General features: G+C 75.6%; 19 protein-coding genes and 1 pseudogene. 7 read left to right on the forward strand and 13 right to left on the reverse strand.

Annotation, left to right across the window (positions count from 1 at the left end):
* The first annotated feature begins 44 nt into the window (after positions 1 to 44).
* Entirely contained in the window at positions 45 to 1,463 is a 1,419-nt protein-coding gene (locus AB0O29_RS03610; protein ID WP_365145447.1) for a cellulase family glycosylhydrolase, read from the forward strand.
* On the opposite strand, the gene AB0O29_RS03615 is transcribed toward AB0O29_RS03610, so the two are convergent.
* Positions 1,450 to 2,397: a LysR family transcriptional regulator gene (locus AB0O29_RS03615; protein ID WP_365145450.1), complete on the reverse strand. Its 948-nt coding sequence runs from the start codon at positions 2,395 to 2,397 to the stop codon at positions 1,450 to 1,452. The two genes, AB0O29_RS03610 and AB0O29_RS03615, sit on opposite strands and share 14 nt — an antisense overlap.
* A gap of 216 nt (positions 2,398 to 2,613) precedes the next feature.
* Here AB0O29_RS03615 and AB0O29_RS03620 point away from each other — a divergent pair, with 216 nt between their 5' ends.
* Positions 2,614 to 3,453: an EamA family transporter gene (locus AB0O29_RS03620; RefSeq protein ID WP_365145453.1), complete on the forward strand. Its 840-nt coding sequence runs from the start codon at positions 2,614 to 2,616 to the stop codon at positions 3,451 to 3,453.
* Between the two features lie 24 nt (positions 3,454 to 3,477).
* Here the strand turns inward: AB0O29_RS03620 and AB0O29_RS03625 are convergent, their stop codons facing one another.
* The 3 genes from AB0O29_RS03625 to AB0O29_RS03635 are packed head-to-tail and all read right to left on the reverse strand — an operon-like array spanning position 3,478 to position 8,383.
* Entirely contained in the window at positions 3,478 to 3,894 is a 417-nt protein-coding gene (locus AB0O29_RS03625; RefSeq protein WP_365145456.1) for a DUF3592 domain-containing protein, read from the reverse strand.
* A 57-nt stretch (positions 3,895 to 3,951) separates the two neighbouring features.
* Positions 3,952 to 7,524 carry a serine/threonine-protein kinase gene (locus tag AB0O29_RS03630; RefSeq protein WP_365145459.1) on the reverse strand — a complete coding sequence of 1,191 codons (3,573 nt, stop codon included), beginning with the start codon at positions 7,522 to 7,524 and terminating at the stop codon, positions 3,952 to 3,954.
* A 1-nt stretch (position 7,525) separates the two neighbouring features.
* The gene (locus tag AB0O29_RS03635) at positions 7,526 to 8,383 is read right to left on the reverse strand and encodes a serine/threonine-protein kinase (RefSeq protein WP_365145462.1); all 858 of its coding nucleotides are present in this window, start codon (positions 8,381 to 8,383) and stop codon (positions 7,526 to 7,528) included.
* Between the two features lie 214 nt (positions 8,384 to 8,597).
* Between AB0O29_RS03635 and AB0O29_RS03640 the strand changes: the two genes are divergently transcribed.
* The 4 genes and pseudogenes from AB0O29_RS03640 (at position 8,598) to AB0O29_RS03655 (ending at position 13,362) form a co-directional block, all read left to right on the forward strand.
* Positions 8,598 to 9,134: a hypothetical protein gene (locus tag AB0O29_RS03640; RefSeq protein WP_365145465.1), complete on the forward strand. Its 537-nt coding sequence runs from the start codon at positions 8,598 to 8,600 to the stop codon at positions 9,132 to 9,134.
* 255 nt (positions 9,135 to 9,389) lie between these two features.
* Positions 9,390 to 10,803 (forward strand): annotated as a pseudogene (locus AB0O29_RS03645) (PHB depolymerase family esterase).
* A 129-nt stretch (positions 10,804 to 10,932) separates the two neighbouring features.
* Positions 10,933 to 12,282 (forward strand): tannase/feruloyl esterase family alpha/beta hydrolase, encoded by a 1,350-nt coding sequence (locus AB0O29_RS03650; RefSeq protein WP_365145468.1) that lies wholly within the window; start codon positions 10,933 to 10,935, stop codon positions 12,280 to 12,282.
* A 39-nt stretch (positions 12,283 to 12,321) separates the two neighbouring features.
* Positions 12,322 to 13,362 carry a WYL domain-containing protein gene (locus tag AB0O29_RS03655; RefSeq protein WP_365145471.1) on the forward strand — a complete coding sequence of 347 codons (1,041 nt, stop codon included), beginning with the start codon at positions 12,322 to 12,324 and terminating at the stop codon, positions 13,360 to 13,362.
* Here AB0O29_RS03655 and AB0O29_RS03660 read toward each other — a convergent pair.
* On the reverse strand, positions 13,353 to 14,324 hold the full coding sequence (locus AB0O29_RS03660; protein ID WP_365145474.1) for an SDR family oxidoreductase: 972 nt from the start codon (positions 14,322 to 14,324) through the stop codon (positions 13,353 to 13,355). The two genes, AB0O29_RS03655 and AB0O29_RS03660, sit on opposite strands and share 10 nt — an antisense overlap.
* Before the next feature lie 63 nt (positions 14,325 to 14,387).
* On the opposite strand from AB0O29_RS03660, the gene AB0O29_RS03665 reads away from it, so the two are divergent.
* On the forward strand, positions 14,388 to 15,203 hold the full coding sequence (locus tag AB0O29_RS03665; RefSeq protein WP_365145477.1) for a hypothetical protein: 816 nt from the start codon (positions 14,388 to 14,390) through the stop codon (positions 15,201 to 15,203).
* Positions 15,204 to 15,262: 59 nt separating this feature from the next.
* Here AB0O29_RS03665 and AB0O29_RS03670 read toward each other — a convergent pair whose 3' ends face one another.
* From AB0O29_RS03670 to AB0O29_RS03705, 8 genes are all read right to left on the reverse strand, one after another.
* The gene (locus AB0O29_RS03670) at positions 15,263 to 15,580 is read right to left on the reverse strand and encodes a hypothetical protein (RefSeq protein WP_365145479.1); all 318 of its coding nucleotides are present in this window, start codon (positions 15,578 to 15,580) and stop codon (positions 15,263 to 15,265) included.
* A 131-nt stretch (positions 15,581 to 15,711) separates the two neighbouring features.
* Entirely contained in the window at positions 15,712 to 16,893 is a 1,182-nt protein-coding gene (locus AB0O29_RS03675; protein ID WP_365145482.1) for a serine hydrolase, read from the reverse strand.
* A gap of 137 nt (positions 16,894 to 17,030) precedes the next feature.
* Positions 17,031 to 17,582, reverse strand: a complete 552-nt coding sequence (locus AB0O29_RS03680) for a hypothetical protein (protein ID WP_365145485.1) — start codon at positions 17,580 to 17,582, stop codon at positions 17,031 to 17,033.
* Positions 17,546 to 18,979, reverse strand: coding sequence for a molybdopterin-dependent oxidoreductase (locus tag AB0O29_RS03685; protein ID WP_365145488.1), 1,434 nt, complete (start codon positions 18,977 to 18,979; stop codon positions 17,546 to 17,548). The genes AB0O29_RS03680 and AB0O29_RS03685 overlap by 37 nt, the downstream gene beginning before the upstream one ends.
* A 32-nt stretch (positions 18,980 to 19,011) precedes the next feature.
* Positions 19,012 to 20,418 (reverse strand): glycosyltransferase 87 family protein, encoded by a 1,407-nt coding sequence (locus AB0O29_RS03690; RefSeq protein WP_365145491.1) that lies wholly within the window; start codon positions 20,416 to 20,418, stop codon positions 19,012 to 19,014.
* Complete coding sequence (locus AB0O29_RS03695) at positions 20,415 to 21,134, reverse strand: class I SAM-dependent methyltransferase (protein WP_365145494.1); 720 nt, start codon at positions 21,132 to 21,134, stop codon at positions 20,415 to 20,417. The genes AB0O29_RS03690 and AB0O29_RS03695 overlap by 4 nt, the downstream gene beginning before the upstream one ends.
* Positions 21,131 to 21,760: a DUF2064 domain-containing protein gene (locus tag AB0O29_RS03700; RefSeq protein ID WP_365145497.1), complete on the reverse strand. Its 630-nt coding sequence runs from the start codon at positions 21,758 to 21,760 to the stop codon at positions 21,131 to 21,133. Before AB0O29_RS03700 ends, AB0O29_RS03695 begins: the two co-directional genes overlap by 4 nt.
* Positions 21,757 to 22,488: a glycosyltransferase family 2 protein gene (locus AB0O29_RS03705; protein WP_365145500.1), complete on the reverse strand. Its 732-nt coding sequence runs from the start codon at positions 22,486 to 22,488 to the stop codon at positions 21,757 to 21,759. Before AB0O29_RS03705 ends, AB0O29_RS03700 begins: the two co-directional genes overlap by 4 nt.
* Between the last annotated feature and the right edge of the window lie 13 nt (positions 22,489 to 22,501).

Consider the following 22,501-nt stretch of genomic DNA (forward strand, 5'->3'; position numbering starts at 1 on the left):
AGTAGCACGCCGCCCGAGAAGCCGCCCCCGAAAGGGTCTCCCGCATGCGCCGGTCCTCCCGTCTCGCCCCCGTCGCCCTCGCCGTGGCGGCCCTCCTGCTCGGCGTCCTGCCCGGGCAGGCCCAGGCCCGCCCCGGCCGCGCCCCCGACCGCGTCACGGTCGGGGACCGCACCTTCATCACCGACGGCCAGGGCCGCGCGTTGCAGTGGCGCGGCTTCAACCTGGCCGACAAGGGCGGCCGGGGCGCCGACGCGTTCGCCGACATCCACGAGAGCGACCTCAGGGACATGGCCGCCCGGGGCTTCAACCTCGCGCGCCTCGCCTTCTTCTGGGACGACCTCGAACCCGCCCCCGGGCGGTACGACCGCGGTTACCTCGCCAGGATGCGGCGCATCCTGGACTGGGCCGACCGGTATCACGTCAAGGTCGTCCTCGACGCCCACCAGGACGTCTACGGGCCGCACTTCGGCTCCCGCGGCGTTCCCGGGTGGGCCACCCGGGACGAGGGGCTGCCGTTCACGCCGGTGCCCGAGGACTGGTTCTCCGAGTACTTCGAGCCGTCCGTGCAGGCCGCCTTCGACCGCCTGTACAAGGACACCGATCTGCGCGCCGCGCACGCCCGGATGTGGATGACGGTCGCCTCCGCCCTGGGCCGCCACCCGGCGCTGCTCGGCTACGACCTGATGAACGAGCCGTTCGCGAGGTTCCTCGAAGGCGAGGACCTCCCCGCCGCGGCGGCCCGTTTCGAGGCCGGCGAGCTCACCGAGATGTGGAACCGCCTCGCGCGGGCGGTCCGTCTGGTCGACGACAGGTCGTGGGTGTTCGTCGAACCCACCGTCATCGTCGGTCTCGGCGTCCCCACGCGGCTGGGACGCATCGACGACCCGCACGCCGGGTACGCCCCGCACTTCTACGAGACCGCCATGGAGACCGGCGGCGACTACGACCCCGACGGCACCTTCATCCCCGCGTACGAGGCCGCGATCAGCGACTACCCGGCCCGCAACCGCATGCCGGTGATCGTCGGGGAGTGGGGCGGCAACCCCTACGTGCCGCACGGGAGCCGGTTCGTCACCGATATGACGGCCGCCCTGGACCGCTTCTCCAGCGGCTGGACGTGGTGGCAGTGGTGCCGGGGCGGCGGCTACTGCTTCCTCGACCAGGCGGGCGCGCCGAAGCCCAACGCCCTGCTGCTGGTCCAGCCCTACGCGCGGGCCGTCGCGGGCGACCCGCTCGGCTTCGCGTACGACCCCGCCACCCGCACCTACACCCTCACCTTCCGCACCCGCGGCGGCACCGGGGGGCCCACCCAGATCACCGTGCCCCGGGACGCCTACCCGAACGGCTACCGCGTCACGGTCCGGGGCGGCGACGCCAGGTGGGACGGCCGCGGCCAGACCGTCTCCGTGGACACCCGCGGACGCACCGGAACCACGTACGAGGTCACGGTCAGCCCTCGGTAGCCCGCCCCGGCGTCGGACGGGGTTCCTCTCCGTCGCCGCCGCCTCCCTCCGCCCGCCGGGCCAGCAGGTCGGTGACCAGGGCGAGCGGGGGCCAGGCGAGGCGGCCCGGGTGGGCCAGGGCGTGGGCGCGCAGGGTGACGGGCGGGCTGGGCAGGGGTACGAGGCGGACGCCGGGGAGGGTCGGGGTGCCCAGTGGCAGGAGGCCCACGCCGAGCCCGGCGGTGATCATGCCCTGGACCAGGTCGAGGCTGTCGGACTGATGGGTGATGCGCGGGGTGAACCCGGCCATCGAGGCCAGGGTGCGGATCACCGTCTCGTCGGCGGTGTTGCGGGAGTTGACGATCCAGTCGTGTGCCGTGAAGCGGGCGAAGACCTCCAGGGTGCCGGCCCGTTCCGGCACCTCGGCGTGGGCCGGGACGCCCAGGCCCCAGGGGGCCGTCCACAGAGCGGTGGTGTGTACGGCGGGGTCGCGGTCGGCCGGGGCCAGGTCGTAGTCGTAGGTGAGGGCCAGGTCGGTCTCGTCGGCGGCCAGCAGCCGCAGGGCCTCGGCGGGCTCGTGCTCGCGCACCAGGATCCGCAGGCGGGGCACCGTCCGGGCGAGTTCGGTGATCAGGGGGAGCAGGTGGACGCGGATGGCCGTGGAGAAGCCGGCCACCCGCAGCGTGCCGTTGGGCTCGGCCCCCGGGGCGAGGTCGAGCCGGGCGGTCTCCACGGCGGCGAGGATCGTCACGGCGTGCTCGGCGAGCCGGCGGCCGGCCGGGGTGAGCCGCACGCGCCGCCCGTCCGGTTCGATCAGCGCGGCGCCCATCTCCTTCGCGAGGACGGCGAGCTGCTGCGAGACCGTCGAGGTGGTGGCGCCCGTCGCGTCGGCGACCGCGCGCATCGAGCCCAGGCGGGACAGTTCCACCAGCAGGCGCAGGCGTCGGGTTTCCATCCGCTGATTGTCCAGGTTTCCCGAACGAACTGTCCATGATCGGCACGTGGACATGAACGATGCCGGGGGCATCTACTGGGGCCCATGACCCCCGTGACCCCTGCCTCGCCCCGGACGCCCGCGCCTGGGCTCCGGCTCCCGCCCGGGCCCCGGCCCACGCCCACGCCCCGGCCCCGGCCCCGGCCCCGGCAGAACCCGGCCCGCACCGGTGTGCTGATGGCCGTGGCCGCCATGTCCGCCGTGCAGCTGGGCTCGGCCCTGACCGTGCCGCTCTTCGACCAGCTGGGCCCGCAGGGCGCGGCGGGGTTGCGGCTGGGCTGGGCGGGCCTGCTGCTGTTCCTCTTCGTCCGGCCCCGGCGCCGCGACTTCGGGCGCGGGGACCTGCGGGCGTGCCTCGCGCTGGGCGTGGCGACCGCGGGCATGATGCTCTTCTTCACGCTGGCCCTCAGCCGTCTGCCGCTGGGCACGGCGAGCGCCCTGGAGTTCCTCGGCCCGCTCGCGGTCTCCTTGTACGGGCCCGGGCGCGGGCGCCGCGTGTGGACGGCCTCGGCGGCGCTCGGCGTCGTCCTGCTGACCGAGCCCTGGCACGGGTCCCTGGACGCGCTCGGCATCGGATACGCGCTGGCCGCGGCCGCCTGCTGGGCCGTGTACATCCTGCTGACCCAGCGGGTCGGCGACAGCGTCACCGGGCTGGCCGGTCTGGCCGTGTCCATGCCGGTCGCGGGCGTGCTGGGGATGCTCGTCGCCACTCCCGTCCTGACCTCGCACCTGACCTGGCCGGCGCTGTGGATCATGCTGGCCCTGGCGCTGCTCAGCCCGGTCCTGCCCTTCGCCCTCGAGTTCCTCGCCCTGCGCCGGCTCACCACCTCCGCGTTCGGCACCCTGATGAGCCTGGAGCCCGCCTTCGCCACGGTGATCGGACTCCTCGTCCTCGGCCAGACCCCGGGCCCGGCGCCCGCCGTCGGCATAGCCTGCGTGGTGATCGCCGGCATCGGCGCGACCCGCACCGGCGGCCGCCCGACCACGGACCCGGCCGAAGCCCCCGCCACGAGCTGAACCGCCCGGTTCGAGTCCCGCCGGTCAGACGGCGGCCGGCAGGAAGACCGCGAGCGCGCCGAGGGTGAGGACGGCCCCCACCCCGGTGAACACCGTGTACACCGTCGTCGAGTCCCAGCCCTGGATCGCGAAGCGCCCGGGATCCCCCGGGTCGTACCGGACCGTGACCGCGTTCCCCACCGCGATCCGTTTGGCGCTGCCGCGCCCGAGCCTGGAGGAGTGCTCGCACGCGCGGCCGTCGCGGGTCGTCCAGGCGACGACCGGGTGGTGGTACGTGGCCCCGTCGTGGTCGCTCCGGGTCCGGTACCGGACGACCCGCCCCACCGCCGTGACCCCCGTACGACGGAGCTCCCCGGCACGGCGGAGTCCATGGACGCCGACGCCTAGGAAGACCACCCCGATCAGCAGGGGTATGAGCGGGAAGAGCAGTTCACGTCGCATGTGGTGTCCGACGCACGGGCGCGGGCATCGGTTGCCCGGCCCGGGGTGCCCGCTCGGCTACGCGTCGCCGGTGGGGAGGTCCGTGACGGAGGCGCGGGCCCGTTCCAGCCAGGCGGTGGCGTTGCGGGGGTCGTGGCGGCGGGCCTGGTCGTGGAGTTCGCGGAGGGCGCCCTGCAGGGCGGCCTCGTCCTTGCGGAGGGCGTGCAGCATGACCGGGGCGGACAGGGCCCGCAGGTAGCGGTCCACGAGCTCGCGCCTCCCGTACGTGACGACGAGGGTGCGGTAGGCCGCGGTCCCCCGGGCGAAGCCGCTCGCGGCGGCCGCGTCGCGGCCGCAGCCCATCGCGAAGGTGCCGAGCCGGAGCGCGGCCTCGCCGTACAGGTACTCCACGTCGGCTCCGGGGTGCCTGCCCTTGAGCCAGGCGAGTTTGCCCACGATCTCCTCCAGCAGCATCGACGCCACGCGCCGTTCGCCCTGGGCTCCGGCCCGGGACGCCCGGTTCACGGCCGCGCCCAGGTCCGCCAGCCGGGCGGGCAGGTCGGCGGGCGTGACGGCGAGCAGTCCGCGCAGCTCGCGGTGCTGGTTGCCGAACGCCTCGCTCATGAAGGCGTGCACGTCACCGCCCCTGCGGTGCGCGGGCTCCGGCGAGTCGGGCAGCCACCGGGCCGCGAAGCGGCCGGCGCGGCCGAGGGCCGGGTCGTCCGTGGACAGGCGGCCGTACTGGGACAGCAGCCGCGCCAGGGCGCGTTCGGCGCCTTCGGCATCGCCGGTGTTGATCAGGGACGTGGCGAGGACGCCGGTGACGCGTGCGGCCTCCGCGGCGAGGTCGGACCGGCCCTCCGGGATCAGCTCGGTGTACTGGTCGAGGGCCCCGCGCGCGGCCTCGGCGGCCTCCGCTTGCAGTCCGTACAGCATCCGGGCGCCGGCCAGGGCCTGGAGGCTCTGGGCGAGCTCCGCCGAGGGGGCGCGGGTGCCCGGGGACCGCACGAGTGCGGCGTACGCGGCCTCCTGGGCGTGGAGGGACCGTCCGTGGTCGTCGAGGTCCGCGTACGCGGCGGAGAGGGTCTCCAGCGTGAGGACGTACACGCCGGCGGTCGCCGGGTTCAGGGCCGGGTCCGTGGCGGTGTCGGTCGCGGCCGGGCCGGTGCCCAGGTGGTCGAGGGCGTGGCCGCAGGCCTCCAGCGCTTCCCGTGGCCGGCCGGTGCGCCGCAGCCACACCGCCCGGCAGCGGTGGACGGAGGCCGCTTCCGAGTCGGGTACGGGCGCGGTGCCGGCGTATCCGGGTGAGCCGAGGATCTCCAGGGCCTCGTCGAGGTCGCGTCCGGCCTCCTCGGGGGCGTCGGCGTCCAGTGCGATGTGGGCCGCCTTGGTCAGGGCGTGCACGAGGTTGCCGCCCCAGGCCGCCGCGCCGTCCGCCTCGGTGAGCAGGCGCCACCGGCCGAGGGAGGTACGGGCGTGTTCGAGCCCGCGGACCGGGTCCTCCAGGACTCCGATGAGCTGGGCCAGGCTGTCGTCGGCGCGGGCCAGCCGGTTCGCGGCGGTGATGTCGCCGGCCAGGAGCACGGCCTGCTCCAGCCGGCGTACGGCCTCGGCGTAGCTGTCGCGGGCGGCCCGTACCCGTCCGGCCTCCTCTTCCGCCCGGCCGCGCAGGATCAGCGCCTCGCCCAGGCGTCCGCTCAGCTGGTACACGCCCTCGTCGGACACCATGGCCGTGAGGAGTTCCACGGCGGTGCCCGCCTGTTCCGTCTCGCCGGCCTGGGCCCGTTGGACCGCCGTGGCGGCCTTCAGCTCGCGCGCGTACCGGTCGGCGGGCGCGCGGCTGATGCGCCGGTCCAGCAGTGCCTCGGCTTCCCGCCACAGCTCGGCGGCACGCCGCCGGTTCCCGCGCGTCCGTTCGAGGGCGGCGAGGTTGGTGAGGGAGGGGACGACGTCGAGCGGGTCGTCGGTCGCGGCGAACTCCTCGGCGGAGGCCTCGTACAGCGTGGCGGCGCGCGCGGCCAGGGCCTCGGCGGGCGGGCCGGCCTCCCGGCGGCTCATGTCGCCCAGGACGTTGGCCTGTCGCAGCAGCGCGGAGCCCAGCACGGTTCCCGCGCCCCCGTCGGGGAGCCTCCGGGCCAGGGTCACGGCGCGCTCCGCGGTGCCGAGGGCCGCCGGGAGATCGCCGGTGCGGCGCTGGAGTCCGCACATCGAGTTGAGGACGGCCGCCAGCAGGGCGGCGTCCGCCCCCGACAGGCGGTCACCGAGGCCGGCGGCGGTGCGATGGTGGGCGAGGGCGCCGTCGGTGTCGCCGAGCGCTTCGAGGACCCGGGCGGTCTCGGCCAGGCAGCGCACCCGTGCGTACGCCCTCTCCGGCCGGTCCCGCTCGCGCCCGGGGAGGGAGTCGAGCACGCGACGGGCCTCCCGCAGGGTCCGCAGGTCGCCGAGGAGCTGGGCGTGCGGGCCGCCGGTGTCGGGCGGCCAGAAGTCGACGGCGTCGCGTTCGTCGAGGCCGGCGGTGCGGTAGGCGTAGTGGAGGAGTCCCCGCGGGTCGGACCACGCTCCGGTCTCCGGGGCGCGCCGTTCGTACAGGAACGCGCCTCGGTCCGCCGCCGGGGCCGGGGCGGAGGGCGGCGGCGTCAGCCCCAGGGGGAAGCCGGTCTCCTCGTCCGCGATCCGCAGGACCTCCTCGGCGATCTCGCCGAACGGATGGGGGCGCTGGGCGGGCTCGACCCGGAAGCAGCGTTCCAGCAGGTCGGCCATCGGCGGCGGGATGCGCAGCGAGGCCGGTGTCAGGGGCTGGGAGCGGGCGGCCCGCAGGACCAGGCCGGCCACGGTCCCGGCGGGCCAGGTGCGCTCCCCCACGAACAGTTCCAGGACGGTCACCGCCCAGCTCCAGACGTCCGCCGGGATCCCGACGCGGCGTCCCTCGGCCTGTTCGGGCGAGGCGTACGCGGGTGTGCCCGCGGCGGCCCCGGAGACCTGGAGGGAGGTCTGGGAGCGCGGGCGCGGCGGGTGCAGCTGCCGGCGCAGGACGGCGCGCAGCCGCTCGCGTTCCTCCTCGCCGGCGCCGGGCACGTCGGCGATGTAGCGGACCACCGCTTCGAGTTCCAGGCGCGGCTCGTCGCCCCAGCCGGGGTCGGCGGCCAGCCCGAAATCGGTCAGCCGGACCGTGCCGTCGTCGTCGAGCAGCAGGTTGGCGGGCTTGACGTCGAGGTGCAGCAGACCGTGCCCGTGTGCGGCGGCCAGGCCCCAGGCGGACTGGACGGCCGCCGTCAGCACGCGGCGCAGCGCGGCCCGTTCGCCGCCCTCGTGCAGTGCGCCGGAGCGGAGCCGGTCGGCCAGCGAGCCGCCGGGGGCGTACTCGCTGAAGACGGCGACCTCGTCGCCGATGCTGCGGGCGAACCGGCAGGGTGCGATGTGGGGGTGTGCCGGCAGGTCGACCCAGCGGCGTACCTCGTTGAGGAGCCTTCCCTGGTGTGCGGGATCGGCGCTGTGCAGGCGTTTGACCGCGTACCGCTCGCCCGTGCGGCGCGAGCGGACCAGTACGACGCCCGCGAACCCGCCGCTGCCCAGGGGGCGTTCGACCATGAACTCCGTCAGGAGGATGCCGCCCGCCTCCACGTCCGCGTCCGCGTCCACGTCCACGTCCACGTCAGATTCCCCCGAGCGCGGCGCGCAGCGACTCCGCGGTCTCGAAGCCCCCTTCGATCTCGTCGCTGAGGGCGTAGTCGAGGACCTCGCACAGCTCCGGCGGCAGCCCGGGGACCCGTTCGCCGACGGGTACGACGGGGCTGGTGGCGACGGCGAGCCAGGGGTCCCGGCCGGGTGGCAGGTCGCGGGGCGGGGATCCGGTGAGGACGTGGTAGAGGGAGGCCGCGGTGGACCACACGTCGACCTCGGGGGTGGCGTACTTGTAGTTGATCAGCTGGGACCTCGGCATGAAGGCGGGGGTGCCCATGACGACGCCGGTGCGGGTGAGTCCGCTGAGCCCGGCGCTCTCGTAGGCCTTGGCCAGGCCGAAGTCGGCGAGTTTGGCGACCGGGCGGCCGTGGGGGCCGCCGGTGAGCAGGATGTTGTGCGGTTTGATGTCGCGGTGGACCAGGCCGTGTTCCCGGTGGACGTGGGCGAGCCCGGCCAGCACCCCGTCGAACAGCTCCAGGGCCTGGGGCGCCGGCAGCGGGCCGTCGCGGTGCACCCGGTCGGCGAGGCTGCCGCCGTCGCAGAGTTCGAGCACCAGGCAGCAGGGCTCCCCCTGCGGGTCGGGGGCTCCGCCGGCGCCGTCCGGTCCGGAGCGCTCGATCCCGATGACGCGCACCACGTGCGGGTGGGCGAGTGCCAGGGAGACCCGTACCTCACGGGCGAACCGGGCCACCTCCTCGCCGGCCCCCGCGGGCGCGTGCACGACCTTGAGGGCGCGGCGCTCCCCGGTCTCCCGGTGAACGGCCGCGTAGACGACGCCCATTCCGCCGCGCCCGAGCTCCCCGTCCACGACCCACGCCCCGAACCGCACCAGGTCCCCTCTCCCTCGCGCCCGGCCCGCGCCGGCCACGATGACGACGGGCCGCACCACCGCGACCGGGCCACGGCACTCCCCCGCTGCCTACCCCGGCGCCTCCCGCCCCAAGCCGTAAAGGGGGGTGGACCTACGGACCTATCCCGGTTCGCCCTCACGGGCTCGCACCGGCCGTCGAGGACCCCGGACTCCGCGGACGTAGACTCCGCCTGTGATCGAGATCCTCAAGGACCCGGGCGTCCTGGCCCGGCCGCAACTCGACCCGGCCACGCTCCGGATGGACGGCGTGGCCCTGGGATCACCCGCCGCCGGCGTCCCCCGGCACAGGATCACCGAGGCCCAGTCCTCCGTGGTCGCCCGCTACCGCGGCGGGGACGACATCGACAGCGAGTACCACGACGCGGACGGGTGGCGGCTGACGCTCGACGAGGTCATCGACCACACCGTCGGGTCGGACGGATTCCTCTACTGCGCCGGGGAAATCACGTACAAGGTCCGGGCCGGGCTGGTCGTCGGGTTCGCGGTCTACGGGGCGCACCTGGCCCGTTTCTCCCAACTTACCTCGTACGAGGAGCTCCTGGCCGTGTTCGGCACGCCCGACCGGGTGCGTGAGGAGAGCTCCTACGGCGACCTCGAGGGCTACGGGCTGTACTACTGGGGCGCGCGCAAGCACGTGAAGTGGAATGCCTCCCACCGGCGGGTGACCCTGATCAACGTGGGCGACTTCGAGGGGAACGCGGGTCCGTGAGACCCCGGACGGGCGCCGAGCCGGCCGTCGCGCGCGGCTAGCAGGGCGGGTCCGACGGTGCAACGGGCTGGGCGTACAGGTCCGTTCACCGCCTGTGGGCCGCCGCACCATTCTCGCGGGGTGAGGGCCGCTCCTACCGTTACGGGCACCCCCCACCCGTGACAGGGAGCCGCCATGCCGTCTCACAGGGTACGACCGCAGCGAGCGCCGTCCACGGTACGGGTGCGCCGCGCGGCGGCCGGGACGATACGGCGGATGGCCGCCGTGGCGGCCCTGCTGGCGGCGACGGTGTTCGCCGGCCCCGCCCCCGCCGCGCGGGCCGCCGTCCCGTTGCAGAGGGTCGCCTCCTTCGGGTCCAATCCGGGGGCGCTGAACATGTACCTCTACCGGCCCGCCGGTCTGCCCCCGAACCCGGCCGTGGTGGTGGCGCTGCACGGCTGTACGCAGAGCGCGCAGGTCTACGCCGACAACTCCGGGCTGACCGCCTTCGCGGACCGGTACGGCTTCCTCCTCGTGTTCCCCGAGACCACTGCCGCCAACAACGCCCAGCAGTGCTTCAACTTCTTCCAGCCCGGCGACAACCGCCGCGGGCAGGGCGAGGCCGCCTCGATCCGGCAGATGGTCGCGCGCGCGGCCGCCGACTACGGGACCGACCCGGCCCGCGTCTACGTCACCGGGCTCTCGGCGGGCGGCGCCATGACCTCCGTCATGCTCGCCGCCTACCCCGACGTGTTCCGGGCCGGCGCCGTCGTCGCGGGCATCCCCTACGGCTGCGCCGACACCGTGGCCGCCGCCTACACCTGTATGAACCCCGGCGTGGACCGCACCCCGGCGGACTGGGCCGCCGCCGTGAGGGACGCCCATCCCGGCTACGGCGGGCCCTGGCCGCGCGTGGCCGTCTGGCACGGGGACGACGACACCACGGTCGTCCCGAAGAACGCCGACGAGCTGCGTGACCAGTGGACCGCCGTCCACGGCCTGGGCCAGAGCCCCGACCGCACCACCGCCATCGGCCCGGACGGCACCCGCCGCGAGCAGTACCTGACGGCCGACGGGAGCGTGGCCGTCGAGGTGGACCGGGTGCCCTCCATCGGGCACGGCACGCCGGTGGACCCGGGCACCGGCCCCCAGCAGTGCGGGGCCACCGGTACGGCGCACTTCATCCGCTCGATCTGCTCCAGCCACTGGATCACCGGCTTCTTCGGACTGGACGGCTCCGCGCAGCAACCCGGCGGTCCGCCCGCCCCGGCGGGACTGTCGGCGACCGGCGCCACCGACACCTCGGTCACCCTGGCCTGGGGCGACGTCGCCGGCGCCGCGTCCTACGCGGTGTACCGCGACGGGGCCCGGATCGCGACTCCGGCCGGATCCCCGTTCACCGACACGGGCCTGAGCCCGGGCGGCCTACGCCGTGGCGGCCCGCGACGGCGCCGGCGTCGAGGGAGCCCGCTCGGCCGAGATCAGCGCCACGACGACGGGCGCGCCGCCGAAGTGCTGGACGGCGGACAACTACCGGCAGGTCCAGGCGGGGCGCGCCACCGCGAACGGCGGCTACGCCTACGCCAAGGGCTCGAACCAGAACATGGGCCTCTACAACGTCTTCACCACGCACACCCTGAAGGAGTCACCGGCCGGCTGGTACGTCATCGCCGACGGCAGCTGCCCCTGACCACCCCCGCGCCGCCCGCAGACCCCACTCACCGGAGGTACCCCCGTGCACCGACGACCAGGCCCGCGCCCACGGCGCGCGTCACGCCCCGGCAGGTTCCGCAGGGCGGCCGCGGCGGCGGCCGCGTTCGTGGCCGTCGCCGCGGCGCCCGCGGCCGCCGACCACCACGGCGGCCCGGGCCCGGCGGACGGGCACTGCGCCGGCCTGGCACGGCTGAAGGTGCCCGGCGCCGAACTCCAGGCCCCGTCCTGCCTGGACGAGCTGACCACGGCCGGGACCGTCGCCTCGGGGCACACGGACCCGGCGGACTGGGCCGGGCTGACCCCGGCCGGCCTGAGCGAACCGAGCGGGGTGCCCGGCATCCAGATCGACGGGTACTTCCCCGACTCCTCCGCCACCAACGCCCACCACGGCTGGAACCACGACTCCCAGTTCGTGATCCGCCTGCCGGACCACTGGAACGGCGGCCTGGTCGTCACCGGCTCCCCCGGGGTGCGGGCGCAGTACGCCAACGACCGGGCCATCGGCGACTGGGTCCTCTCGCGCGGCTACGCCTTCGCGGCGACCGACAAGGGCAACACGGGCACCGCCTTCTACCGTGACGGCCGGGCGCCCGGCGACGCGATCGCCGAGTGGAACGAACGGGTCACGCAGCTCAACCGGGCCGCCCGCGCCGTCGTCGCCCAGCGCTACCTGCGGCCTCCCTCCCGGACCCTGGCCACCGGCATGTCCAACGGCGGCTATCTGGTGCGCTGGCAGCTGGAGAACCATCCCGAGCTGTACGACGGCGGCGTCGACTGGGAGGGCACCCTCTGGCGGGAGCAGGGGCCGAACCTCCTCACCTTCCTGCCGCCTGCCCTGGCCGCCTACCCGCGCTACGCCGCCGGCGGCGCGGAGGCGGACCGGGCGCACCGGGAGATGCTCGCGGCCGGGTTCCCGGCCGGTTCCGAGTTCCTGTGGCCCTTCCACCACCAGTACTACTGGGACCTGACCCAGCGCATCTACCGCGAGGAACTGGACCCCGGCTACGACGGCGCCCGGGAGGCGGGAACCCCGTTCTGCACGCCGGGCACCCCCGCCTGCGACGCGGACTACGACTACCGCCTGCGGCCCCGGAGCGTCCACGACGCCGTGGCGGGGATCGCGCTGACGGGCCGCATCGGGAAGCCCCTCATCACGCTGCACGGCACGCTCGACGTCCTCCTGCCGATCAGCCGGGACTCCGACGTGTACGCGCGCATGGTCGCCGACGCGGGCCGCGGCCGGCTCCTGCGCTACTACCGGGTCGAGGGGGGAACGCACGTCGACTCCCTGGCCGACGCCTTCCCCGGCCGGGTCCGCCCCCTCCTGCCCTGCCACCGCTCCGCGATGAGCGCCCTGGAGACCTGGCTCGGCCGGGGCGTCCCGCCGCCGGCCGGGCGTACGCTGCCGTTCCCCGCCCCGGGCGAGGACCCGCTCACCAGCTGCCCGCTCGCCTGAGAGGTCCCGTCCGCCCGCCCGGTCGGTGATCCTTGGAGCATGCGTGCCGCCCGCCTGATCCGTATGGCCCTCCTGATCCAGTCACACCCCGGCCTGACCGCGCCCGCGCTCGCCCGGGAGCTGGAGGTGTCCGAGCGGACCGTGATCCGCGACGCGCAGGCGCTCCAGGAGGCCGGCGTGCCCGTCCGGTCGGAGCGGGGCCGGGTGGGCGGCTACTTCCTCGCCGCGGGGTACCGGACCCGGCTCACCTCGCTCCATCCGAGCGAGGCGGAGACCCTCTTCCTCTCCGGTCTGCCGTCGGCGCTGCGGGACCTCGGGCTGTCGGACGCGGCGCAGACCGCCCGGCTGAAGCTCACCGCGACGCTGCTCCCGTCGGTGCGCCAGGCCGCCGAGTCCTCGGTGCGCCGCTTCCACCTCGACGCGCCGGCGTGGTTCCGGGAGCCCGCCACCCCGGAGCTGCTGCCGGAGCTGGCCCGGGCGGTGTGGGCGGACCGGGCCGTCGAGCTGTCGTACGCGCGTCCGGGCCGGGACGGCGCGCCGTCCTCGACCGTGACGCGGGTGGCGGAGCCGTACGGGCTCGTGCTGAAGGCGGGCACCTGGTACGCGGTGGTCCGCGTCCCCGGTGCGCGGGAGGAGGACCGTGACGGCGGCTGGCGTACGTACCGCGTCGACCGGATCACCGCGCTCGGGGCCGCGCCCGGAGCGGAGGAGCCGTTCGCGCGTGATCCGGCCTTCGAGCTGGCCGCGCACTGGGAGGCCCGCTCGGCCCTGTTCGCCCGCGCCCTGCTGCGTACGACCGTCACGGTCCGGCTGACCGCCGGGGGGCTGCGGCGGCTGCCCGCCGTCGTGGACGGGGCGGCCGTCGCGCACGCGCTCGCCTCGGCGGGCGCCCCGGATGCCGCAGGCCTGGTGACCGTCGATCTGCCGGCGGAGTCCGAGGAGGTCGCCTTCGACCAGCTGGCCCGGCTCGGTGCGGACGCCGAGGTCCTGGCGCCGGCCGGGCTGCGCGCCCGCTTCCGCGAGCACGCCTGCGCCCTGGCCGCCCTCTACCGCGCCGACCGGGCGGACGGTCAGCGGTAGTCCTCGGGGGATCCCTCCTTTCCTCCGTAGACGACATCCTCGAAGTACGCCCAGGCGTCCGGCCGGCTGCCGTCCACGTCCGTCACCCCGTACGCCCGGGCGAGTTCCGCGCTGGAGGTGGACTTGCCGTTCCACCGCTGCGCCCGGTCCGGGTCGGCGGCCAGTGCCGCAACCGTGCGGGCCAGGTAGCGCGGGGACTCCGCGATCGCGAAGGAGGGCTCCCGGGCGATCGCGTCACGCCAGTTCTCCTCGCTCACGCCGAAGAACGAGAGCATCTGCTCCGAGCGCAGGAAGCCCGGCGAGACCGCGACCGCCGTTCCGTTGTACTCGGCGAGTTCCTGGCCCAGCCCGAACGCGAGGCGGATCGGGGCGTTCTTCGCGAGGTCGTAGTACATGTTCTCCCGGTAGCGGCGGTTGGAGTGCGCGGTGCCGTCCGTGACCTCGACGTGCAGCGGCGCGTCGGAGCGGATCAGCAGCGGGAGCAGGAGCGCCGCCGTGATCACGTGGGAGCGGGCGCCGAGTTCGAGGATGCGCAGGCCGTCGGCGAGCGGGGTCTCCCAGCTCTTCTTCCCGAACACCGAGGCCGCCAGGAGGTGTTCGCCGCCCCAGAGGTCGTTGACGAGGATGTCGAGCCGTCCGTGGTCCCGGTCGATCCGCTCGGCGAGGGCGCGGACCTGGGCTTCGTCGAGATGGTCGGTGGGGACGGCGATGCCGGTGCCGCCGGCCGCGGTGACGAGTTCGGCGGTCTCCTCGATGGTCTCGGTGGTCCGGCCGACCTCGCTGGCCCGGGTCCGGGTGGTGCGGCCGGTGACGTACACGGTCGCTCCGGCCCGGCCGAGCTCCACGGCCTGCGCCCGTCCCGCCCCGCGGGTGGCACCCGCCACGAGCGCGATCCGCCCGGCGAGCGGACCGGCCGGGCCGGGGCGTGCGGTGTTCTGAGTGGTGGTGTCCTCGTTGCTCATGTCTCCATCGTTCCTGCCAAACCTGACAGAACACGTCACCTTTCCGGCTCGTATCCTGAGCCGGTGTACGAGACCTCGACGCCCGCGACAGCCGACCTGTGGCCGATCGCCGCGCCCGCGGAGACCGGCTGGCTGCGGGAACTGGCCGACGACGACGGCCTCACCGGTTTCATGCCGCCGGCCCTGCCCGATGCGGCCTGGGTGCTGCACCGCATGCACGCACACGAACTCGGGCCCTTCGGCATGACGTACGCCGAGTACCGGCGGGCCTTTCTGAACAGCGAGAGCGGCGGCCACGAGATCATCCCGGGGCTCGACCCCGCCGAGGTGTTCGAGGACCCCTCCGACACCTTCGCCCCGTCCAAGGGCGAGCACCCCGGACGGCGCTGGCGCCGCCTGCCCTGGGCGGAACTCGCCCGGCGGACGGGGGATCCCGTGGCCGCCGAGGGACTCCTGCCCTGCCACCGCTCCTTCCCGTCGCTGCGCGAGGCGGGCGGCTGGCCGCTCGACGTCTCCGGTCCGTCCGAGGGCAGCCTGGACCGGGCCGACTGGGACCGGCTGATCGAGATCCTCACCGAGCACGCCCCCCTGGGACCGGACACCCGCTGCCTCGCCTACTACACGCCGCTGGGCCAGAACACGGAGGACTTCGACACCCCCCACGTCCGGGCCGGCCGGCTCGCGGACGCCAAGGCCCTGTACGACCAAGCCGAGGAGGACTACCGGACCCCGTCCAACCTCTGGGCGGACGACCGGTCGTGGGTCCTGTGCACGGACTACGACCTGTGGGCCACCAAACTCGCCGGCCCGCCCCCACTCGTCGAAGCCCTCCTCCACGACCACGACATCGAGGCCGTACGCCTGCCCTGGGCCCACTGATCCGGCGGCCGCTCGGTTCAGCGGCCGGACTCCCGGCGGGGAGCCTGCCGGCAGTGGGGTCAGTGGCGGACCTCCGCGCAGGTGACCGTGGTCTTGCCGTCCGCCGTCTTGACCGTGTACGTGCTTCCGGTCAGGCCGCCGAGGTCGAACCTGCCCGAGGTGTCGATCGGGACCGAGCCGGTGGAGGAGCCGGAGTAGGTCACCGTCGTGCCGGCGGGGAACCCCTGGCCCCACACGTGGTACTTGCCCGCCGAGTCCACTTCGACGCTGCACTTCGCGGCCGCGGGGGCCGAGGCGTGGGCGGCGACGGCGGGGCCCAGTGCGAGAGGGGGAGCGATCAGGAGCGCGAGTACCGCGAGACGACGTGTCCGCTTCATCGTTCAACCTGCCTTGGGAGCTGAGATACGGCCGGTGGGGCGTGACGGCTCCGGAATCCGCGGCAGCGGTCGGGCCGCTACGCCGTACTCATGGCGGTTCAAGGCTATCGTCCCGTTCGCGTGCGGGCATCTCACGGCGTCCGGGCCCCGCCCCGCCGGCGCCGGTGGAGGCCCGCCGCCGCTGCCGCGCCGGCGCCCGTGAGGAGGGCCGCGGCCGGCCAGGCGTAGCCGGAGCCGGGCTCCTCGGGGGCCGTGGAGGCGGTGACGACGGGTGCGGCGGCCCGTGCGGGCTTCTTCTGCGGGGGCTGGAGCGATCCGACCGGGTCCACGTGCCCGGCGGCGGCGAAGCCCCAGTCCAGCAGGGCGCGCGTCTCGTCGTAGACCGCGAAGGCGCCGCCCCGCTGGGGGTTCATGACGGTGGCCAGAAGGGTGCGGCCGTCCCGGCGCGCGGCCGTGACCAGGGTGTATCCGGCCTCGGAGGTGTAGCCGTTCTTGATGCCGACGATGCCCGGGTAGCGGCCGACGCCGTCCTCGCCGGTCAGCAGCCGGTTGGTGTTCTCGATGCCGAACGTCCACGTCGGCCGGCCCTCGGAGTCGGTGTCCCCGGGGAACGGGGCGTCGGTGAGGGCCGCGTAGCGGGCGAAGTCGGGGTCGGCGAGGCCGGCGCGGCCGAACACGGCCAGGTCGTAGGCGGAGGACACCTGGCCTTCGGCGTCGTAGCCGTCCGGTGAGACCACGTGCGTGTCGACCGCTCCCAGGGCGCGGGCCCTGGCCTGCATCCGGGCGGCCGTCTGCTCCCAGCCGCCGTTCATGGCGGCGAGGACGTGCACGGCGTCGTTGCCGGAGCTGAGGAAGACGCCCTTCCACAGGTCCGCGATCCGGTACGTGAGGCCGGCGTCGAGGCCGACCATGCTGCTCCCCTCGCCGATGTCGGCGAGTTCGGCGTCGGTGACGGTGTGGGTCCCGGTACGCGGCAGCCGGGGCAGGGCCGTGAGCGCGAAGAGCGTCTTCATGGTGCTGGCGGGCGGCAGGCCCAGGTGGGCGTTGTGGGCGGCGAGCACCTCCCCGCTGTCGGCGTCGGCCACCAGCCAGGAGAGCGCGGAGAGGTCCTCGGGCAGGGCGGGGGCGCCCTCGCGCGGCCGCAGCTGGACGCCGGGGCGGTGCAGGAGGGCCGGGTCGGGCGGGGCGGCCGCCCGCGGGGGCGCCGGTTCGGCTCGGACGGCGGCGGACGCCGGCACGACGACGACGCTCATCCCCGCGGCCATGGCGGCCGCACAGGAGAGGAGCCTGCGCACTGACGGGCTGAGGGTCATTCCGTCACGGTAGGGAGGCCGCGGCGGGTTCGCAGCCGGGCATCGGCCGACCGGCGTAGTGCCCTGACGGTGTGACAGCGACGGCCGGCGGGTGCGCCGTCCGGTCCGGTCCCGGAGGCGGGGCGGCGGGGCGGGTGTCACCCGCCGGACCCGCGCGCCCGGGCCCGGGACCCGCGCGCGTCCCGGCCCCCGTTCCACAGCCGCACGGCCAGGCAGGCCGCCGACGCGGCGAACAGGCAGGCCGTGATCAGCAGCCACCTGCCGAGGAACTCCCCGGACGGCAGGCCGGTGGTGACCGTGTAGTGGTCCACCCGGCCGAGCACCAGCGGCCAGTAGACCAGCAGCAGGACCCCGGAGACGAAGGCGGGCACCCGGACGTGGTTGACGACGGTCCGCCCCGTCCGGGCGCCTTCCGCCGTACCGCGCGCGAGGAGCCTCTGAACGGCCAGGTCGGTGACCGCGTACAGGGGCAGGAGGACGAGGTCGTGCAGGAGCGCGGCCCCGACGAACCACACGGCCACGCCGAGGGCGTCGCCTTCGAGCAGGCGCAGGCCCGCGTAGCAGGCCAGGGCGAAGGAGGCGAGGACGAGGAGCAGGTGGAGCGTGGAGGCGCCGTAGCGGTGGCGGAAGGCGGCCGTGGGCAGGGGTGTGTTCACGTGGTTTCCCCGAAGGTGAGGCGGGTGACCCATTTGGTGTTGTGCACGCCGGGGGCGCCGGGGATGATCACCCGGGCCGGGTGTCCGTGGTCGCGGGAGAGGACGGCCCCGTTGACCCGTACGGCCAGCAGCGAGCGGGCGTCCCGGACCTGGCGGCCGCTCAGGACGACCGAGCTGAACGATCCTCCCCGCTGGACGGATTCGACCAGGACCTGCGGGGTGTCGGTGCCCAGGCCGACGAGTGCGGCCAGGTCGGTGAGGCGGACTCCGCTCCAGTGCTGGTCGGCGGTGGACCAGCCCTCGACGCAGGCGATGGGGAGCAGGGCCTCGTTCTGCGGGAGGGCGAGCAGCCGGGCGTAGGTGAGGTCGATCTGGCGGCCGCCGCCCCGGACGGTCAGCCGCCAGGCCGGGCCGGTGTCGCTGGGCCGGATGCCGACGGAGGCGGCCGTCTTGTTGATCTGGAAGCCGCCCGGGCCGGGGCCGGGGTCCCGGCCGTGCGGTGCGAGGAGCGCCGTCCGGCGGAACCAGCCGCCCACGCTCTGTCCGGCGGTCACGGCGAGCAGCGCGAGGGAGCCGAGGCCGACCATGCCCAGCACGCCGCGCCGGGAGATGGTGGGGGCGGCCGGGGCGGGCGAGACGAGGCCGGCGGCCTCCTCGCTGTCCGGGGCCGGCTGCCGGGGCCCGGCGCGCAGGGCCCGTACGGCACGGGGCAGCCGGAAGGCCACGTGGACCGCGAAGGCGCCGATGAACACCCAGGCCCCGTAGAAGTGGAGCGTGTAGAAGGAGCCGGGGAAGACGTAGTGGAGCTGGACGTTGAGGATGCCGGTGGCGAACTCGAATCCGGCGCCTCCCACCAGCAGGAGCAGGGAGAGCCGCTCGACGGCCTGGGCGGGCGACCGCACGGGGGGCCAGGCGAAGAGCTTGGGGATCACCGACCACAGTTTGGCGAGGAGCACGGGTACGAGGACGACGCCGAGGGTGACGTGGACGCCCTGGGTGACCCGGTAGAGCCAGTAGGGGGAGGTCGGCCAGGAGAACAGGTAGAAGCCGAGCAGGCCCTTGCCGGGGGTCTGGTCGTTGACCGCCGCGAGGTCCGGTTCGTACGCGGCGTACGACAGCAGGCCCGTGGCGAACAGGACCGTGATGCCGAGGAGCAGGACGATGCCCAGCACCGCGGTCAGCCACGGGCCGCGCAGCGGGCTGCGCCAGAACTCCGGGCGGGACGGGCCCCTCGGCGGGCCGGCCGCCCGGGCGGAGGCGAGGGCCGCTCGCGCGGAGGCCGAGGCCGCGCGGGCGGAGGCCGAGGCCGCGCGGGCGGAGGCCGAGGCCGCCCGTAGCGGGGCCGGCCGTGACGGGCCGTCGGTGCCGGGTTCGGTGTCCCCCCGCGCCGGGCCGTCGGGGGTGTCGGGGCGGTGGTGGTCGGCGTCCATGGGGTTCCTCCGCTGATCTCGCTCGTGTGGGTTCACCGGCTCGGCCCCGGTGTGGAGAACGTGAGCCGCCCCCGGTCCGCGCGGTCGCGTGCGGCGGCCCGCCGGCGTACCGCCCAGCCGCAGAGGACGGCGACGGCGGCCGCGGCGTACACGGCCGTGCCCGCGTGCGGGACGGCACGGCCCGTCAGGTAGGCGGCGGCGCCCGCGACGGCGACGCCGAGCCACTCCCAGCGCCCGTCGAGCGCCACCAGGGCGATCAGCAGGAGGGCGTACCAGGAGTAGCCGGGAGTGGTCAGCAGGAAGGCCGTCCCGGTGACCAGGAGGGCACCGCTCCAGGGGCGCCCGGGGTCGCCCCGCCGGATCACGTACGCGCTGACGGCCAGCATGCCCACGAGGACGGCGGGGAGGGCCCAGGAGTCGGGGAGCAGCAGCCGCAGGAGGGCGTAGCGGTCGCCGGCGGAGGCGTCCTCGTAGCCCTCCTCTCCGGCGTAGCCGCCGAGGTAGCCGAGGACGGAGGAGTGGGAGAGCAGGACGTACGGCAGGTAGAGGGCGGTGAGGACGGCGGCGGCGGGGAGCAGGGTGGCGGCGGCGTCCCGGGGGCGGCGCACTCCGGACAGGGCGCCGGGGAGCAGGACGGCGGGCAGGAGTTTGGCCGCCGTGGCCAGGCCGAGCAGGGCCCCGCCCCAGGCCCGGTGGCGGACCGTCAGGATCAGGCCGATGACGGACAGCAGGACGGCGAGGGCGTCGGCGTGGGCGTTGTTGACGGCCTCGACGGCGATCGCCGGGCACCAGGCCCAGTAGGCCGCGGCACGGGGGTCACCGCGCCGGCGCAGGAAGCGCAGCAGCACCAGGGTGGTGGCGACGGCGAGGACGGCGCCGCCCGCCTGGAAGGGTTTGTGGCGGGCTCCGTCGGGCGAGAGGGCGTGGACGAGGAGGAAGTACAGTTCGCCGGCCGGGGGATAGATGGTGTGGACGCGGGGGCGGTTGATGCGGGTGCAGACGCCTTCGGACACCGGGGCGAGGTCCGGGGCGCCGCACGCCTTCCCGGTGGGGAACAGCCAGTCGTCGCGGTAGCGCAGCAGGGCGGGGTCGGCCGGGGCGTGGTCGTAGGGGGAGACGCCGGCCGCCTGGACGCGGCCGTCCCAGGCGTAGCGGAACGAGTCGGTGCTGGTGCGCGGCGGGGCGACCAGGCCCGTCAGGGCGACGGCGACGCCGCCGGCGAGGACGAGGGCGGCCGCGTGCCGGGCGGGGACGCGGCGCAGGGACCACACGGCCGCCGCGAACAGGGCCCAGCAGGCGGCGTACCGCCAGGACAGGCCGGCCGGGTCCGTGAAGTAGCCGTCATCGCGGACGGTGACGACGAGCGCCGCGGTCAGGGCGGTGACGAGGACGGCGGTGACGGCGGTGGCCCGTACGGGGTCGGGGGACGGCCGGATCACGGTGCGGCTCCGGGGGGCGTGGGGGCCTCGGGGCCGGGCGCCGTCCCGTGTGTGAGCTCGGCGAAGTGCCGGCCGGCCACCGTCCAGCTGCCGACGGCGCGCCATCCTGCGGCCCCGGCGTGGCGCAGCAGGGCCCGCCGGCCGACCCGGGCCCAGGGGAAGGGAGCGCCGAGGGTGCCGCGGCCGTCGTCGAGGCGTACCTCGCACCGCTCGTCCACCTCGACGGGCGCGGCCTCGGCGAGCAGGCGGCCGCCGGGGGCAAGGAGGTGTGCGGTGCGCTCGAGGAGGGCGGCCGGGTCTCCGCCGATGCCGATGTTCCCGTCGATCAGCAGGGCGGTGTCCCAGCGGCGTTCGCCGGGCAGGGGCTCGAAGACGGAGCGGCACAGGGCGGTTCCGCCGCTCCGGACGGTCCGGCTCACGGCGGCCGGGGTCACGTCGATGCCGAGGGCGCGGCGGCCTCGTCCGGCCAGTGCGGCGACGAGCCGGCCGGGGCCGCAGCCGATGTCGAGGACGCTTCCGCGGCAGCGGGAGAGCACGCTCTCGTCGGCGGCGTCGACGCCGGCGCACCAGCGTTCGACCTCCAGCGGCAGCAGCCAGCCGTCGGTGCGCCGCAGGAAGAGGGGGCCGTGCCCGGTGCGCAGGGCCAGGGCGTAGGGGTCGGCCCGCCAGGCCGGGGCGGGGCCGGCGGGCGGCCTGGAGGTGGTGGGGGCGCTCATCGGACCGCCGGTGCGGGTGCGCTGAGCCGCCGGTACCGCGTGGCGAACCGGCCGCCGGGGGCCAGGGCGGCCACGGCGGCGGCGTCGGCGGCGGTGTCCACGTCCCGCAGCCGGGGCAGCAGCCCGGTGCGCAGGCCGGCCGCGCGCAGCCGCTCGTACTGCACGGCCCCGGTCTCGGGTACGGACATGGGCACGCCGAGCAGGAGCGCCGGGTCGGGCGCCGCCAGGCCGAGGGCCCAGAAGCCGCCGTCGGCGGCCGGGCCGAACCAGGCGTCGCGGGCGGTGTAGTCCAGTGCGGGTGCCAGGAGCCGGGGGGTGACCTGCGGGGTGTCCATGCCGATGAGCAGCGCCGGGCCGGCGCACGCGGCGAAGGCGGCGGCGAGGCGCTCGTCGAGGCCGCCGCCGCTCTGCGGCAGTACCTCGAAGCCGGGCGGCAGCCAGGGCCCCGGGGCGCCGTCCAGCACCAGGACGTGCCGGTCGGCCGGGGTGGCCGCCGCGGCCGCCAGGGTGTCGGCGAGCGCGGCCTCGGCCAGTTCCGCCGCCTGCCGGGGGGTGAAGGGCGGGGTGAGCCGGGTCTTGACCCGGCCGGGCACGGGGGCCTTGGCGATCACGAGGAGGGTGGTCACCGGACGCCTCCCGACCGCCCGGCCCGGCCGGCGCCGGCGGGGACGTACGGGGGTTCGCCGAGCACCGCGCGCATGTCGCGGACGGCCTGCCAGGTGCCGCGCCAGGTGCCGGTGACCTTGGACCTGCCCTCGCGCGGCAGGTAGGGCACGTCCTCCTCGCGCACCCGCCAGCCCGTGTCGGCCGCCCGTACGACCATCTGGAGCGGGTTGCCGGAGCGCCGGTCGGTCAGTTCCAGGCGCAGGAGGTCCGCCCGGCGCATGGCCCGCAGGGGGCCGAGGTCGTGCAGGCGCAGGCCGGTGCGGCGGCGCAGCATCAGGGAGAGGGCGAGGTTGCCGGCCCGGGCGTGCGCGGGCCAGGCGCCCCGGCCCTGCGGGCGGCGGCGGCCGAGCACGAGGTCGGCCTCGCCGGCCGCCACCGCCCGGACGAACCCGCTGAGCAGGCCCGGGTCGAGGGAGGCGTCGCAGTCGCAGAAGCAGACGTACTCCCCCTCGGCGGCCATGAGCCCGGCGTGGCAGGCGGCCCCGAAGCCGCGCCGGGACTCGGTGACGACGGTGGCGCCCAGGGAGCGGGCGAGGTCGGCGGATCCGTCGGTGGACCCGTTGTCCACGACCAGGGCCCGCCATCCGGCGGGGATGCGGGCGAGGACCCAGGGCAGGGCCCCGGCCTCGTTCAGACAGGGCAGAACGACGTCCACGGACGGTCCGGGCACGGCTTGTGTTTCGGTCACGGCTCCCACCGTA

Origin of the sequence: Streptomyces sp. NPDC089915 (genome assembly GCF_040684675.1) — a bacterium.
Lineage (GTDB): Bacteria > Actinomycetota > Actinomycetes > Streptomycetales > Streptomycetaceae > Streptomyces.

Excerpts from the sequence above, each read along its gene's own strand:
- AB0O29_RS03610 (WP_365145447.1), top strand. The coding sequence starts at position 45 with ATGCGCCGGTCCTCCCGTCTCGCCCCCGTCGCCCTCGCCGTGGCGGCC.
- AB0O29_RS03615 (WP_365145450.1), bottom strand. The coding sequence starts at position 2,397 with ATGGAAACCCGACGCCTGCGCCTGCTGGTGGAACTGTCCCGCCTGGGC.
- AB0O29_RS03620 (WP_365145453.1), top strand. The coding sequence starts at position 2,614 with ATGGCCGTGGCCGCCATGTCCGCCGTGCAGCTGGGCTCGGCCCTGACC.
- AB0O29_RS03625 (WP_365145456.1), bottom strand. The coding sequence starts at position 3,894 with ATGCGACGTGAACTGCTCTTCCCGCTCATACCCCTGCTGATCGGGGTG.
- AB0O29_RS03655 (WP_365145471.1), top strand. The coding sequence starts at position 12,322 with ATGCGTGCCGCCCGCCTGATCCGTATGGCCCTCCTGATCCAGTCACAC.
- AB0O29_RS03660 (WP_365145474.1), bottom strand. The coding sequence starts at position 14,324 with ATGAGCAACGAGGACACCACCACTCAGAACACCGCACGCCCCGGCCCG.
- AB0O29_RS03670 (WP_365145479.1), bottom strand. The coding sequence starts at position 15,580 with ATGAAGCGGACACGTCGTCTCGCGGTACTCGCGCTCCTGATCGCTCCC.
- AB0O29_RS03675 (WP_365145482.1), bottom strand. The coding sequence starts at position 16,893 with ATGACCCTCAGCCCGTCAGTGCGCAGGCTCCTCTCCTGTGCGGCCGCC.
- AB0O29_RS03680 (WP_365145485.1), bottom strand. The coding sequence starts at position 17,582 with ATGGGTCACCCGCCTCACCTTCGGGGAAACCACGTGAACACACCCCTG.
- AB0O29_RS03685 (WP_365145488.1), bottom strand. The coding sequence starts at position 18,979 with ATGGACGCCGACCACCACCGCCCCGACACCCCCGACGGCCCGGCGCGG.
- AB0O29_RS03695 (WP_365145494.1), bottom strand. The coding sequence starts at position 21,134 with ATGAGCGCCCCCACCACCTCCAGGCCGCCCGCCGGCCCCGCCCCGGCC.